The sequence below is a fragment of the Amycolatopsis sp. NPDC049691 genome (assembly GCF_040675005.1).
Classification (GTDB): domain Bacteria; phylum Actinomycetota; class Actinomycetes; order Mycobacteriales; family Pseudonocardiaceae; genus Amycolatopsis.
Genome location: NZ_JBFANX010000010.1, coordinates 13222 through 25474 on the forward strand (window position 1 = coordinate 13222; position 12253 = coordinate 25474).

At 71.0% G+C, this 12253-nt stretch carries 17 protein-coding genes; 8 read left to right on the forward strand and 9 right to left on the reverse strand.

All coding sequences use genetic code 11. The features are described 5' to 3' along the window. Positions 1-120: 120 nt before the first annotated feature. Complete coding sequence (locus AB0J40_RS23120; protein ID WP_364456327.1) at positions 121-789, forward strand: transglycosylase family protein; 669 nt, start codon at positions 121-123, stop codon at positions 787-789. Positions 790-792: 3 nt separating this feature from the next. Here the strand turns inward: AB0J40_RS23120 and AB0J40_RS23125 are convergent, their stop codons facing one another. Then, entirely contained in the window at positions 793-1584 is a 792-nt protein-coding gene (locus AB0J40_RS23125; protein WP_364456329.1) for a glycerophosphodiester phosphodiesterase, read from the reverse strand. Positions 1585-1650: 66 nt separating this feature from the next. Between AB0J40_RS23125 and AB0J40_RS23130 the strand changes: the two genes are divergently transcribed. Next, the gene (locus tag AB0J40_RS23130) at positions 1651-2022 is read left to right on the forward strand and encodes a hypothetical protein (RefSeq protein ID WP_364456331.1); all 372 of its coding nucleotides are present in this window, start codon (positions 1651-1653) and stop codon (positions 2020-2022) included. An 8-nt stretch (positions 2023-2030) separates the two neighbouring features. Here AB0J40_RS23130 and AB0J40_RS23135 read toward each other — a convergent pair whose 3' ends face one another. From AB0J40_RS23135 to AB0J40_RS23155, 5 genes are all read right to left on the reverse strand, one after another. Then, positions 2031-3011: a tyrosine-type recombinase/integrase gene (locus AB0J40_RS23135; protein WP_364456332.1), complete on the reverse strand. Its 981-nt coding sequence runs from the start codon at positions 3009-3011 to the stop codon at positions 2031-2033. Between the two features lie 535 nt (positions 3012-3546). Continuing rightward, positions 3547-3987, reverse strand: a complete 441-nt coding sequence (locus AB0J40_RS23140) for an SRPBCC domain-containing protein (protein WP_364456334.1) — start codon at positions 3985-3987, stop codon at positions 3547-3549. Positions 3988-3990: 3 nt separating this feature from the next. After that, the gene (locus AB0J40_RS23145) at positions 3991-4326 is read right to left on the reverse strand and encodes a metalloregulator ArsR/SmtB family transcription factor (RefSeq protein ID WP_364456336.1); all 336 of its coding nucleotides are present in this window, start codon (positions 4324-4326) and stop codon (positions 3991-3993) included. Beyond that, entirely contained in the window at positions 4323-4769 is a 447-nt protein-coding gene (locus AB0J40_RS23150; protein WP_364456338.1) for an SRPBCC domain-containing protein, read from the reverse strand. Before AB0J40_RS23150 ends, AB0J40_RS23145 begins: the two co-directional genes overlap by 4 nt. Before the next feature lie 31 nt (positions 4770-4800). Next, on the reverse strand, positions 4801-5316 hold the full coding sequence (locus AB0J40_RS23155) for an N-acetyltransferase family protein (protein WP_364456340.1): 516 nt from the start codon (positions 5314-5316) through the stop codon (positions 4801-4803). Positions 5317-5359: 43 nt separating this feature from the next. Here AB0J40_RS23155 and AB0J40_RS23160 point away from each other — a divergent pair, with 43 nt between their 5' ends. After that, the gene (locus AB0J40_RS23160) at positions 5360-5923 is read left to right on the forward strand and encodes a helix-turn-helix domain-containing protein (RefSeq protein ID WP_364456342.1); all 564 of its coding nucleotides are present in this window, start codon (positions 5360-5362) and stop codon (positions 5921-5923) included. 93 nt (positions 5924-6016) lie between these two features. After that, positions 6017-6478 carry a DNA topology modulation protein FlaR gene (locus AB0J40_RS23165; RefSeq protein ID WP_364456344.1) on the forward strand — a complete coding sequence of 154 codons (462 nt, stop codon included), beginning with the start codon at positions 6017-6019 and terminating at the stop codon, positions 6476-6478. Here the strand turns inward: AB0J40_RS23165 and AB0J40_RS23170 are convergent. Then, positions 6465-7073 carry a TetR/AcrR family transcriptional regulator gene (locus AB0J40_RS23170; RefSeq protein WP_364456346.1) on the reverse strand — a complete coding sequence of 203 codons (609 nt, stop codon included), beginning with the start codon at positions 7071-7073 and terminating at the stop codon, positions 6465-6467. The two genes, AB0J40_RS23165 and AB0J40_RS23170, sit on opposite strands and share 14 nt — an antisense overlap. Before the next feature lie 22 nt (positions 7074-7095). On the opposite strand from AB0J40_RS23170, the gene AB0J40_RS23175 reads away from it, so the two are divergent. From AB0J40_RS23175 to AB0J40_RS23185, 3 genes are read left to right on the forward strand one after another with little or no spacing between them, the layout of a single operon-like run. After that, on the forward strand, positions 7096-7551 hold the full coding sequence (locus AB0J40_RS23175; protein ID WP_364456348.1) for an SRPBCC family protein: 456 nt from the start codon (positions 7096-7098) through the stop codon (positions 7549-7551). Positions 7552-7584: 33 nt separating this feature from the next. Then, positions 7585-8190, forward strand: coding sequence for a TetR/AcrR family transcriptional regulator (locus AB0J40_RS23180; protein ID WP_364456349.1), 606 nt, complete (start codon positions 7585-7587; stop codon positions 8188-8190). After that, a complete protein-coding gene (locus AB0J40_RS23185) occupies positions 8174-9796 on the forward strand; it encodes an isovaleryl-CoA dehydrogenase (RefSeq protein ID WP_364456351.1) in 1623 nt (540 codons plus the stop codon). Before AB0J40_RS23180 ends, AB0J40_RS23185 begins: the two co-directional genes overlap by 17 nt. Here AB0J40_RS23185 and AB0J40_RS23190 read toward each other — a convergent pair. Continuing rightward, the gene (locus tag AB0J40_RS23190; RefSeq protein WP_364456353.1) at positions 9793-10326 is read right to left on the reverse strand and encodes a helix-turn-helix domain-containing protein; all 534 of its coding nucleotides are present in this window, start codon (positions 10324-10326) and stop codon (positions 9793-9795) included. The two genes, AB0J40_RS23185 and AB0J40_RS23190, sit on opposite strands and share 4 nt — an antisense overlap. A gap of 77 nt (positions 10327-10403) precedes the next feature. On the opposite strand from AB0J40_RS23190, the gene AB0J40_RS23195 reads away from it, so the two are divergent. Next, positions 10404-11618, forward strand: coding sequence for an FAD-dependent monooxygenase (locus AB0J40_RS23195; RefSeq protein ID WP_364456355.1), 1215 nt, complete (start codon positions 10404-10406; stop codon positions 11616-11618). On the opposite strand, the gene AB0J40_RS23200 is transcribed toward AB0J40_RS23195, so the two are convergent. Continuing rightward, positions 11602-12174, reverse strand: a complete 573-nt coding sequence (locus AB0J40_RS23200; RefSeq protein ID WP_364456357.1) for a helix-turn-helix domain-containing protein — start codon at positions 12172-12174, stop codon at positions 11602-11604. The genes AB0J40_RS23195 and AB0J40_RS23200 overlap by 17 nt on opposite strands. Between the last annotated feature and the right edge of the window lie 79 nt (positions 12175-12253).

Genomic DNA, 12253 nt, shown 5'->3' on the forward strand with positions numbered 1-12253 from the left:
GGGCAACCACGATCCGCACCCACACGGCGTGTCGAAACCAATGTGAACGGTGTTCCATGTGAGACTGAGGCGCGCAGTGTGTCTCTTGTGGTCAGTGGGACTCGCTCCTACTGTGCACGCATGATCCAAAACCGGAGCCGCACCGCCGCGAGAGTCCTGCTCCTCGCCTTCGCCGCCTTGGGTCTGCAGCTCACCATCCCCGCCGTCGCCTCCGCGGACCCCGCGTCGAGCGCCTGGGCCAAGCTGCGCATGTGCGAGTCCAGCGGCCGCTACGCCACCAACACCGGCAACGGCTACTACGGCGCCTACCAGTTCGACCTGCCCACCTGGCGCAGCGTCGGCGGCACCGGCCGCCCCGACCAGGCCGCCCCCGCCGAACAGGACTACCGCGCCCTCTACCTCTACCGCATGCGCGGCTGGCAACCCTGGCAGTGCGCCGGCATGCTCAAGCTCACCGGCGACGCCGACGCCCGCAGCAAGCGCGTCCCCACCTACGCCGAATCCGCCTACATCGGCGGGGGAGGACTGCCCGCCCCGGTCCCGGGACCCGGCGGCCCCAAACCCGCCTGGCCCGGCGTCGTCTACCAGTACGGCGACTGCGCCGCCCCGCTCAAGGCCTTCCAGCTGCGCATGAACGCCTTCGGCTACGGCTTCACCGGCACCGGCTGCTACTACGAAAAGACCCGCACCGCCGTCCTGGACCTCCAACGCGCCAACGGCATCAAGGACAGCGGCCTGCTCGGCCCCAAGACCTGGGACGCCGCCTGGAACGGCAAAGCACCCCGCTGACGCTCACGGCTCCTGCGACCGCCGCCACGCACCCCGCTCGATCAGCACCTCGCGCAGCAGGTCCGGCCGGTCCGTCACGATCCCGTGCACCCCCAGGTCCAGCAGCATCCGCATTTCCGCCGGATCGTCGATCGTCCACGTGTGCACTTCGATCCCGGACCGCCCGGCGATCGACAGGAACGCCTTGTCCACCACCCGCAACGCACCTTGGCGCACCGGCACCTGCGCCATCGCCCCCAGCACCAGCCGGCCCAGGGGGAGCAGCGGCAGCTTCCCCCGCGCCCACAACGCGAACGCCGACCGCGGCCCTATCGCCGTCACCAGCTTCGGCCCCGCCAGCTTCCGCAACCGCACCAGCCGCGCGTCCGAAAATGCCGCCGCCGCCACCCGGTCGTGCGCCTTCGTCCGCTCCAGCACCTCGACGAACGGCTCCACCGCCCGATCGGCCTTCACGTCCACGTTGAACCGCGCGTTCGGCAGCTCCTCCAGCACGTCCTCCAGCCGCGACAGCGGAGCCCTGCCCCCGACCTTCACGTTCTTCAGCTGCGCCCACGTCTGCGCCGCGATCGGCCCCGACCCGTCCGTCGTCCGGTCCAGGTTCGCGTCGTGGTGCACCACGACCACCCCGTCCGCCGTCGCGTGCACGTCCGTCTCCAGGTACCGGTACCCCTCCTCGCACGCCCGCCGGAACGCCGGCAGCGAATTCTCCAACCCGTCGAGCTCGTCGAGGTGCCACCCCCGGTGGGCGAACGCACGGGGGATCGGATCGGCCAGGTACGGGAACGACGCCTGCATCCCCCAAGTGTGCCCTTCCGCCATGACCCCGGCATGAGCAACCGGTGGCCAGCTAGGGTCTCCCGGGTGAGGGAAGCCGCCGAACTGACCCAGCTCGAACCCGTGCCCGCCCGCCGCGGCGCCCCGAAGCACTGCGGCTGGTGCGGCCGCCGCCTGCCCGAAGCGGGCAACGTCGGCCGACGCCGCCGCTACTGCGGCCAATCCTGCCGCCAACGCGCCTACGAACGCCGCACCGCGCTGCAGCGAAGCGGCCTGCCCGAAGACGCCGTCGTGCTCTCCGACACCGAAATCGCCGCCCTCCAGGACCGCCTCTTCCAGCTCCGGTGCGCGGCCGAGGACATCGTCACCGCCGCCGACGACGGCGCCGACCCCCGGGAACTGAGGGGACTCGCCGAAGAGATCGCCCGCGCGGCCAAGGACCTCGAACAGCTCCGCTGACCACGGAGTCAGCCCAACCCGTCCAACGCCCGGTACGTCCGGTTGCTCGCCGCCGCCGCGCGCTGCTCACGACCCGTCGCCTCGATGTAGTTCTGGCTCGTCGCCAAACTCGCGTGCCCCAGCAACGCCATGATCTCCGAAGCCGACGCACCGTCCTCCGCCAACCGCGTCGCGAACGTGTGCCGCAACGCGTGCAGATTCGCCCCCACCGGCACCCGGTCGTGCAACCCCGCACCCCGGTAACACGACTTCACCAGGTACTCCAGCGCACCCCGCCCGATCGGCTCACCCGACCGATCCAGCAGCAACGGCGAACCAAGGGAGAACCGCACACTCGGGAACCGCACCCGGCACGACTCCCGGTACCGCTCGATCAGCTCCGCCAGCACCGGCTGCACCGGGATCGACCGATCCCGGCTGCCCTTCCCCTTCACGTGCAACCGCAGCTCACCCGCGCGCCCCACCAGCGACCGCGCCGTCAGCGCCCGCATCTCCGCCGCCCGCAACCCCGCCACCAGCCCCAGCGCGATCACCAGCACGTCCCGCTCCGGCCACGGATCCCGCGCCCGCCGCGAACCCGCGGCCGCCGCCGACAACAGCTGCTCCGGGGTTTCCTCACCCCGCAACGGCTTCGGCGTCAACGCCGGCGTCCGCGGCCGCGCCACCGCCCCCATCGGATTGCCCTCCAGCAGCCCGTCCGCCACACAGAACGTCAGAAACTGGTTCCACGTCGACCACGCGCGCAGCACCGAGCTCTTCGCGTGCCCGTCGGCGAACACCCCGAACGCCGCCCGCAGCGCCGGCCCGGTCAGGTCGGCGACGTCCAGGTCCTCGGCCGGCCGCCCGAGCTCCGAAACCAGGAGAGTGGTGATCCCGGCGAGGTCCCGGCGGTAGGCGTCGGTGGTGTGCGGAGAGTCCTTGCGGGGCCGGCGGGCCGCGAAGAAGGCTTGCTGGGCCTCGGAAACCTTCATGTGGATCTTGTACCGCACACCACCGACAGTTTCGGTCGCCGGGTCACTCTCCCAGTTTCATGCATAATTGCCATTATGCATGAAATGTCGGTTTAGCCCGGATCGGCTCCTCGGGGGATCCCGGACTCTCTCAGGGTCCGATTTCGCCCTTGAACCGCCCCTTCATGCGCACAGCGGGGATGCGCACGTATGTTCGAGGATCTGGGTCGCTCCAGCGAGACTGCGGCGTCGGGAGGCCGGAAGTCGCCGATCCAGTGTTCACCAATCTGCCTCATGAACACCGGATCAACCCCAGAGTTTCGTCACCGTGACGTATTGAGGTCGGGTGGTGGCGCATCGGCTCCGCGGCTCCAGGGGATGCTCCGGCGGCCTTTGGAGGTGTCATCGGAGACAGCCGGGCGGCCGAGGCGACGGAAGGTTCACCCGGAAACCTCAGGAGAAGTCGTCCTGGCGAACCGAACTCGCCTCCCGGCGAGCCGGCTTCGGCACCCCTCCCGGCTCGCCGGCCCAGCGTGTGCCCAAGTGCCGATAATGTACATTATGTCAAGTAAAGTCAGTGCCAGTCGCTGATCATGACGTCCCGCGGTGCCGGGGCGCCCTCCCCGGTCTCCAGCAGCTGCTTGAGGCTCATCAGGTAGATGGCCCACTTCGTGCTGCAGTGGTGCATGAACTCGCCGGCCTCGCGCCAGCCTTCGTGCTTGAACAGGACGATCGTGTGGTCGCCGCGCTGCTCGACGTCCCAGCGGATCGTCGTGCCGATCCACTCCGGCGGGCCGTCGACGACTTCCCAGCGGACGAGCTTGCCCGGGTCGAGCTCGACGACCTTCATGTCGAACCCGCCGGGGATGAACCGGAACGCGAGGACGCCGCCGAGGTCGGTGTCCCCCACGGTTTTCTCGGTCCACCAGCCGGAGAGTCCGTCGAGGGTGGTGAGCGCTTCGTAGACCTTCTCCGGTGAGGTCTTCTGGATGCCGATGCGGTGCAGGATGTCCATTTTCTACTTCTTCTTCCGTTCGATGGTTTCGGCGATGCGCTTGATGCGCTGGAGCCGGGCGTCCCAGGTTTTGCCGACGTCGGCGAGCTGGGCGGCGGCGCGGGCGAGCTGGGTCTCGTCGACGCGGAACTGCTTTTCGCGGCCTTCGGGCCGGGCGTGGACGAGGCCGGCGCGGTCGAGGACCGCGAGGTGCTTGGCGACGGCCTGGCGGGTGACCGGGAGGTGTTCGCTGAGGCTGGTCGCCGTTCCCCCACCCTCGGTGAGCAGCAAGTCGAGCATGCGGCGGCGGGTGGGGTCACCGATGGCGGACCAGAGGTCGTCGTCCACGGCGGTGCTCACCGGGCGGCTCCCGCCTTGGCGGCGCAGGCGGGGATGCGGGGCAGGAAGTGGTCCCAGCCGCTGACGTGGTCGGCGTATTCGGCGGCGATCTTGGCTTCGTCCCAGCCGCGTTCGCGGAAGCCGGTTTCGGTCATCCGCAGGCGGGTGCCGGTCGCGGTGGGTTCGAGTTCGAAGACGACGAGGAACGAGTTGCCGGGTGCGGCGGTCTCCCCTTCGGCGTGGGTCCAGCGGAAGGAGAAGAGCTTGGGCGGGACGGCGTCGACGACGGTGAAGCGGACCCAGGTGCCGCCGAAGCCGATGCGGCCGTCTCCCCCGGGTTCGACGGGGTATTCGGCTTCGTCGGTCCACCATTCGCGGACGTGTTCGGGGTTGCTGACGACGTCGAAGACGACGTCGGGGGTGGCGTCGATGTGGATTTCGCGTTCGAGTGTTCCGTGGTCCATGTCGGCTCCTCGTGCAACGTTTGGTTGCTCGTTACGGTAGCCGGACCGGCGGCGACGCGCAACCATCGGTTGCTTGAAGGTCCTTCTGGACCCAGGCGACGTCGTGCCAGGCGCCGTGTTTCCAGCCGACGCGGCGGTAGACGCCGGCGGGCTCGAAGCCGAGCGCGCGGTGCAGGCCGGCGCTGGCGTCGTTGGGCAGGGTCATGCCGGCGAAGGCGCGGCAGAAGCCCTTGTCCCGCAGGCGTTCGAAGAGTTTTTCGTAGAGGGCGCGGCCGGCGCCGGTGCGGCGGCGGCCGGGTTCGAGGTAGATGCTGGTTTCGCAGGACCACTGGTAGGCGGCGCGTTCGGCGAAGGGGTGGGCGTAGGCGAAGCCGGCGATGTGGCCGTCGTCGTCGAGGACGAACCAGGCGTGCGCGTGGGCGATGCGGTGGGCCATGTCGGCGGCGGAGGGTGGTTCGGTTTCGAAGGAGATGACGGTGTCGGTGACGTAGGGCGCGTAGATGGCGGCGCAGGCGGCGGCGTCGGCCGGGAGGGCGTCTCGAATCATGGCTCATATGGTAGCCAGATTGGTTCGTATAGTATCCAGGTTTATGACCGATCCCCTGACCGCCCGCCTGGCGGCCACCGTGCACGCGGCCCGCGCGTCCCGAGGTCTGTCGGCGGCGGCGCTGGCGGAGCAGTCCGGTGTTTCGCGCGCGATGATCGGCAAGATCGAGCGGGGTGACGTGCAGCCGACGGCCGCGTTGCTGGCGAAGCTGTCGGCTGCGCTGGGCATGACGTTGTCGGAGCTGATCGCGCGCGCGGAGGGTGACGAGCGGCGGCTGGTGCGCGCGGCGGAGCAGCCGGTGTGGGTGGACCCGGACACGGGGTACCGGCGGCGGGCGGTCTCCCCCGCGGGCGGGCGCCCGTTGGAGCTGGTGGAGGTCGAGCTGCCGCCGGGGGCGGAGGTGCCGTTGGCGGCGGGGACGTATGCGTTCCTGCACCAGCAGATCTGGGTGCTGGCGGGGCACCTGCGGTTCTACGAGGACACGGTCGTGCACGAGCTGGACGCCGGGGACTGCCTGCAGCTGGGGCCGGCGGCGGACTGCGTGTTCGTGAACCCGGGTCCGCTCCCCTGCCGGTACCTGGTGGCGCTGGTGAAACGGGCCACCTGAGCGGGTGATCCCGGGTGCCGTCACGAGGGGGCGGACGCTGCTGGTGAGCGTGGTTGGGATCGCGGTGGGTGTGATCACCGGGAAGTAGCGAGAATGGCCGGCGTGGAGCGGGTGCTGGTGCTGGGCTGCGGCGGTTCGGGGAAGTCGGTGTTCGCGCGGCGGCTGGGGGCGCGGACGGGGTTGCCGGTGGTGGAGCTGGACACGGTGTTCTGGCGGCCGGGCCCGGTGGGGCTGTCGCGGCCGGAGTGGGTGGCGCGGCAGCGGGAGCTGGTCGCGGGTCCGAAGTGGATCCTGGACGGCGACCTCGGGCCGTACGACGTGCTCGAGGTGCGCTTGGCGGCGGCGGACACGGTGGTGCTGCTGAACTTGTCGCCGGTGCGGTGCGGGTGGCGGGCGCTGCGGCGGGGCCGGGAGCGGTGGGACTTCTGGTGGTGGGTGCTGACCTACCGGTGGCGGCACCTGCCGGGCGTGCGGCGAGTGCTGGCGGCGTCCGATGTGGACGTCGTGGAACTGCGCTCGCCGCGAGCGGTGCGGGAGTTCCTCAGGTCGGTTTGAGTGTGGCGATCGACGAGTCGAGCCACGCCTCGAGGAACCGTTCCGGTGGCAGGTCTCCCGGGGTGTGGCCGATGAGGACGTCGAGGATCGGGTAGTACGTCAGAGAGGCGACGAGCACCGCGGCGGTCGCTTCGGGGTCGGTGACCGTCGCTCTGCCGGAGTCGCGCAGGGTCGTGATCCAGTCGGTTCCCCGGCGGTACACCGTGGCGAGGACGCCCTGCCACATCCGCTCGAACAGCTCCGGGAAGCCGGTGAACTCGCGGATCATCAGGCGGATGAGGTCGCGGTCGGCGGCCATGAACGCCCAGACGACGTCCGCCAGTACGCGCAGGGCTTCGCGGGGGTCGTCGGGGAGCTGGGCGTCGGCGGTTTCGGCGGTGCGGGCGGTCAGCCGCGTGAGGTTGTCGTGCACGGCCGCTTCCAGGACCGCGGCTTTGGACGGGAAGTGCTTGTAGAGCGCGCCGGAGCCGGGGTTGAGGCCGCACGCGGTCTGGATGTCCGCGACGGAGGTCGCGTCGTAGCCACGGGTGGCGAAGAGGTGGACGGCTTCGTCGAGGATGCGGCGGCGGGTGACGCCGGGAGTTGTTCGCGCCATAGTGAGAGAATACTCTCTTTCTATGGTGGAAGTGACCGTGGAAGAGTTCGTGTCGTGCTCGCCGGACGCCTTTCTCGCGCTGGTCATGGACCCGCGGCGGTACGCGGAGGTCGACCGCAAACTGGGGCGGATCGGCTGGGTGCGCCGTGAGGGTGACGTCACCGAGTTCCGGTTCCGGTCGGTGCTGCCGGGGCTGGGGCCGGGCCCGAAGATCGTGTCGCGGATGACGCTGACGCCCGGCGAGCGCGTCGACGTCCAGCTCCCCGACCGGGCGGAAAACCGGCTGGCCAGGAGGCTCTCGACGTTCGACGCCGGCTTCACGTGCGTGCCGGCCGGCGGCGGGATCCGGGTGACGCGGCGGATCGCGTTCGGGTTCGCCGCTCCCCTGCGTCCGCTGGTCGAACCGCTTCTGCGGCGGAAGCTGCCGGCCGACGTCGAGGCGGAGATCCGGGGTGCGAAGCGGCTGCTGGAGCGTTGACTGAAGCAATGAATCAGTGCTTCACTTCTTGACGTGCCCTACCGCCGCACCCCGAAGGTGCAGGAACGCCTGGACGCCCAGCGCGCGACGATCGTCGCCGCCGCGACCGAACAGCTGGCCGAGCACGGCTACGGTGGCTGCTCCGTCGCCGCGGTGGCCGAGCGCGCCGGGGTTGCCGTCGGGAGCGTCTACCGGCACTTCCCCACCAAGGCCGACCTGGTCGTGCACGTGTTCCGGCAGGTCGTGACCCGGGAGGTCGAGGCCGTCCGGGCCGTGTCCGCCCAGCCCGGCGAGCCCGCCGAGCGGGTCCTGGCGGTGTTCGAGACCTTCGCCCAGCGCGCCCTGAAAGCCCCGAGGCAGGCCTACGCCCTGCTCGCCGAGCCGGTCGATCCGCTGATCGATGCCGAACGGCTGGAGTTCCGGCGGGCGTTCACCGAGGTCGTCGCCGAGCACGTCGCGGCGGGCGTCAAGGAAGGCGCGCTGCCGCCGCAGGACGGCCGGCTCACCGCCGCCGCGCTGGTCGGTGCGGCCGCCGAGGTTCTGATCGGCCCGTTGACCAGCGGTAACGCCGGTGACGTCGCCGAGCTCCGCACGTTCGTCGTCCGCGCTTTAGGAGGTTCCGATGCCCGCCACGCATGAAGTCACCAACCAGGTTCCGCCGTTGGCCGGCCACGACGTCGCCGACGACCCCGCGCTGCTGACCGGGCTGGAGCGCGCCGGGGCCGGCTGGGCGTCGGAGGAGCTGCACGAGCTGGGCCGGCTCGCCGGGAGCGAGCAGGCCCAGGAGTGGGGCCGGCTGGTCAACGAGAACGAGCCGGTGCTGCGTACCCACGACCGCTACGGCCACCGCATCGACGAGGTCGAGTTCCACCCGCACTGGCACGACCTGATGACCGTCGCGGTGTCGCACGGGCTGCACGGCACACCGTGGCAGGACTCGCGCGCGGGCGCGCACGCGGCGCGGGCGGCGAAGTTCTACGTGTGGGGCCAAGTCGAGGCCGGGCACAGCTGCCCGATTTCGATGACATACGCGGCGATCCCCGCGCTGCGGGCGAACCCGGAGCTGGCCGCGCGGTACGAGCCGCTGCTGGCGGCGACGGAGTACGACTTCGGGCTGCGCGAGCCGAGCACCAAGCGCGGCCTGATCGCGGGCATGTCGATGACGGAGAAGCAGGGCGGCTCGGACGTGCGGGCCAACACGACCACCGCGACCCCGAGCGCCGACGGCAGCTACACCCTCGTCGGGCACAAGTGGTTCACCTCGGCGCCGATGTCGGACATGTTCCTGACGCTGGCCCAGGCGCCCGGCGGGCTCTCGTGCTTCCTGCTCCCCCGGGTCCTGCCCGACGGCTCGCGCAACCCGATCCGGCTGCAGCGGCTGAAGGACAAGCTGGGCAACCGGTCGAACGCGTCGTCGGAGATCGAGTACGACAACGCCGTGGGCTGGCTGGTCGGCGAGGAGGGCCGCGGGGTCCGCACGATCATCGAGATGGTCAACAACACGCGGCTGGACTGCACGCTGGGCAGCGCGTCGGGGATGCGGCTGGGTGCGGTGCGCGCGGTGCACCACGCGACGCACCGGCACGCGTTCGGCAAGGCGCTGGTCGACCAGCCGCTGATGGCGAACGTGCTCGCGGACCTCGTGGTCGAGTCCGAGGCGGCGACGACGGTGGCGATGCGGCTGGCCGCGGCGGGCGACCGGCGTGACGACGCGCAGGAGCAGGCGTTCCGGCGGCTGGGGCTGGCGGTGTCGAAGTACTGGGTGTGCAAGCGGGCGCCGATGCACGCGGCCGAGGCGCTGGAGTGCTTCGGCGGCAACGGGTACGTCGAGGAGTCGGGCATGCCGCGGCTCTACCGCGAGGCGCCGCTGTCGTCGATCTGGGAGGGCTCGGGCAACGTCGCGGCGCTGGATGCGTTGCGCGCCATGGGTAAGCAGCCGGAGTCGGTCGCGGCGTTCTTCGCCGAGGTCGAGCAGGCGGCCGGCGGGGACGCGCGGCTGGACGACGCCGTGGACCGGGTCCGCAAGGAGCTGACCGACCTCGACGGCATCGAGTACCGGGCGCGGCGGGTCGTCGAGGCGATGGCGCTGGTGCTGCAGGGGTCGTTGCTGGTGCGCCACGGTCACCCGGCGGTCGCGGACGCGTTCTGCGCGACGCGGTTCGGTGGCGACTGGGGCATCGCGTTCGGCACGCTGCCGGCCGGGGTGGACACGGCCGCGATCATCGAGCGCGCGGCGGTGCGTTAGCGGCCGAGGGCGTCCAACGCGCCGGCGACCGCGGCGGCTTTCAGGTCCTCGACGGGGGCGTCGGGGAACTGCATGCAGACGTCCTGCAGGCCGCCGAGGGCGAGGATGGCGCGGGCCTGCTGCTCGAGGGTCGGCGACGGGCCGCAGATCAGCGCGGTGAGCCGGGTGCGCCAGCCCAGGGCCTTGTCGATGAGGCCGAGGTCGGCCAGTGTCGGCATCTCGGCCAGCAGCATGATCACGTCCGCGCGGTGGCGGTAGTTGAAGTCGAAGAACCCTTCGATCAGTTCCCTCACCTGGGCGTCGCCGCGGGCCTCTTGGTCGAGGAGGAACCTTTCGCCGTCTTCGAGCATCGGGGTGACGATGCTGCGCACCAGGTCCTCGCGCGAGGGGAAGTGGTAGTAGAGCGCGGGTTTGGTGATGCCCAGCCGGTCGGCGATGTCCTGCAGGCTCGTGCGCTGCACGCCCTGGCTCGTGAACAGCTCGCGGGCGACGTCGAGGATGCGCTGTTTGGTGTCGGAGGGTTTCGGCACGCGCCCAGCATAACCGACTTAACGATAGGTAAGGAGCTGTGGTACAACTTACCTACCGTTAAGTCAGGGAGGTACTCATGCGGATCCTCGTCTCGGGCGCCAGCATCGCCGGCCCGGTGCTCGCCTATTGGCTGACCCGGCACGGCTTCGACGTCACCGTCGTCGAGCGCGCCCCGGTGCTGCGCAAGACCGGCGGCCACGCCGTCGACCTGTTCCGGCCCGCCATGGACATCACCGAACGGATGGGCCTGCTGCAGCGCGTGGAGGCCCACGCCACCGGCACGACCCGGATGACGCTGCACCGCGAAGGCGGGCGCCGCCCGGTGCGCGTGGACCTGTCGAAGATCTACCGCGCCACCTCCGACCGGCACGTCGAGATCATGCGCGACGACCTCAGCGAGATCTACTACGACGCCGGCCGCGACGACGTCGAGTACCTCTTCGGCGACTCGATCACCGCCCTCTCCCCCGACGGCGAGGTCACGTTCGAGCACGCCGCGCCGCGCAAGTTCGACCTCGTCGTCGGCGCCGACGGGCTGCACTCGAACGTCCGGCGGCTGATCTTCGGCGAGGAGGCCGGGCTGACCGAGTTCATCGGCGCCTACCTGGCCGTGCTGTCCCTGCCCGGCACCTCCGGTCTCGGCGACGGCGAGACCGTCATGCACCTCGGCCCCGGCCGCACCGCCGGCATCTACCGCGCCCGCCACCTCGACGAGACCCGGGCGGTGTTCCTCTTCCGCCGCGACGAGCAGCTGGACTACCACCACCGCGACGTCGAGCGGCAGAAGCAGCTGTTGCGCGAGGCCTACGCCGGGATGCACCCGCGGGTCGACGGCTGGCTCGCCGGCCTGGACGGCCCCGGCCCGTTCTACTTCGACTCGATCACCCAGCTGCGGCTCGAGAGCTGGTCGCGCGGGCGGGTCACGCTCGTCGGGGACGCCGGGTACTGCCCCGGCCCCGCGGTCGGCGGCAGCACCAGCCTCGCCGTGCTCGGCGCGTACGTCCTGGCCGGCGAGCTGGCCGCCGCGGGCGGGGACCACGAGCGCGCCTTCCCCGCCTACGAACGGGAAATGGGCGAGCTGGTCCGCAAGAGCCGCGCGTTCGCCGTCGGCGCGGCCCGCAGCCTGATCCCCGGTTCCCGGGCGGGAGTCTGGGCGTTGGCGCGTGGCGGCCAGCTGGTGTCGGCACTGCCGAGCCGGGTCACGACGGCGCTGGCGAAGCTCAACACCGGCGGCGTGCGGATGCACGACTCGATGCGGGTCGAGGACTACGCCGTCACGCCCGTGGGCTGAGCCCGTCGGCGAGGATCGCGACCATGCGCTGGTTGTACTCCAGGTCCTCGCCGCGCACGGGCTGGCAGAGCAGGGCCACGGCGTGCAGGAGGTCCTTCGCGCTGACGTCGGCGCGGACCTCCCCCGCCGTGGCGGCCGCGTCGAGCAGGGCGGCCAGCGCCGGTTCCATCCGCTCCATGAAGTAGCCCGGCAGGGCGTCGAACGCCGGGTCGCCCGAGTGCAGTGCCGTGGCCAGCCCGCGTTTGGTGCCGACCAGCTCGGTGTAGCGCCGCAGCCACTCCCGCAGCGCCGCGCCGGGCGGGTGCCCGGCGCTGATCGCCGGGCCCGCGTCGGCCAGGACGTCGATCTCGCGCTGCAGCACGGCCGCGACCAGGTCGGCGCGCTGCGGGAAGTGCCGGTAGAGCGTGCCGACGCCGAGTCCGGCCAGGTCGGTGATCTCCTTCGCCGGCGCGTCCACCCCTGAGGTGGCGAACACGCGTTTCGCCGCTTCGAGCAGCGCATCGACGTTGCGTTGCGCGTCGGCCCGGCGACGCCGCGGCGTACTGCTCTCGGTCACGGTCCTCCTCGCGGGTAGCTAAGCGGAAAGGCTTTCCGTATAGTTGCGGAAAAGCTTTCCGCTTTCATTCGAGCGTACT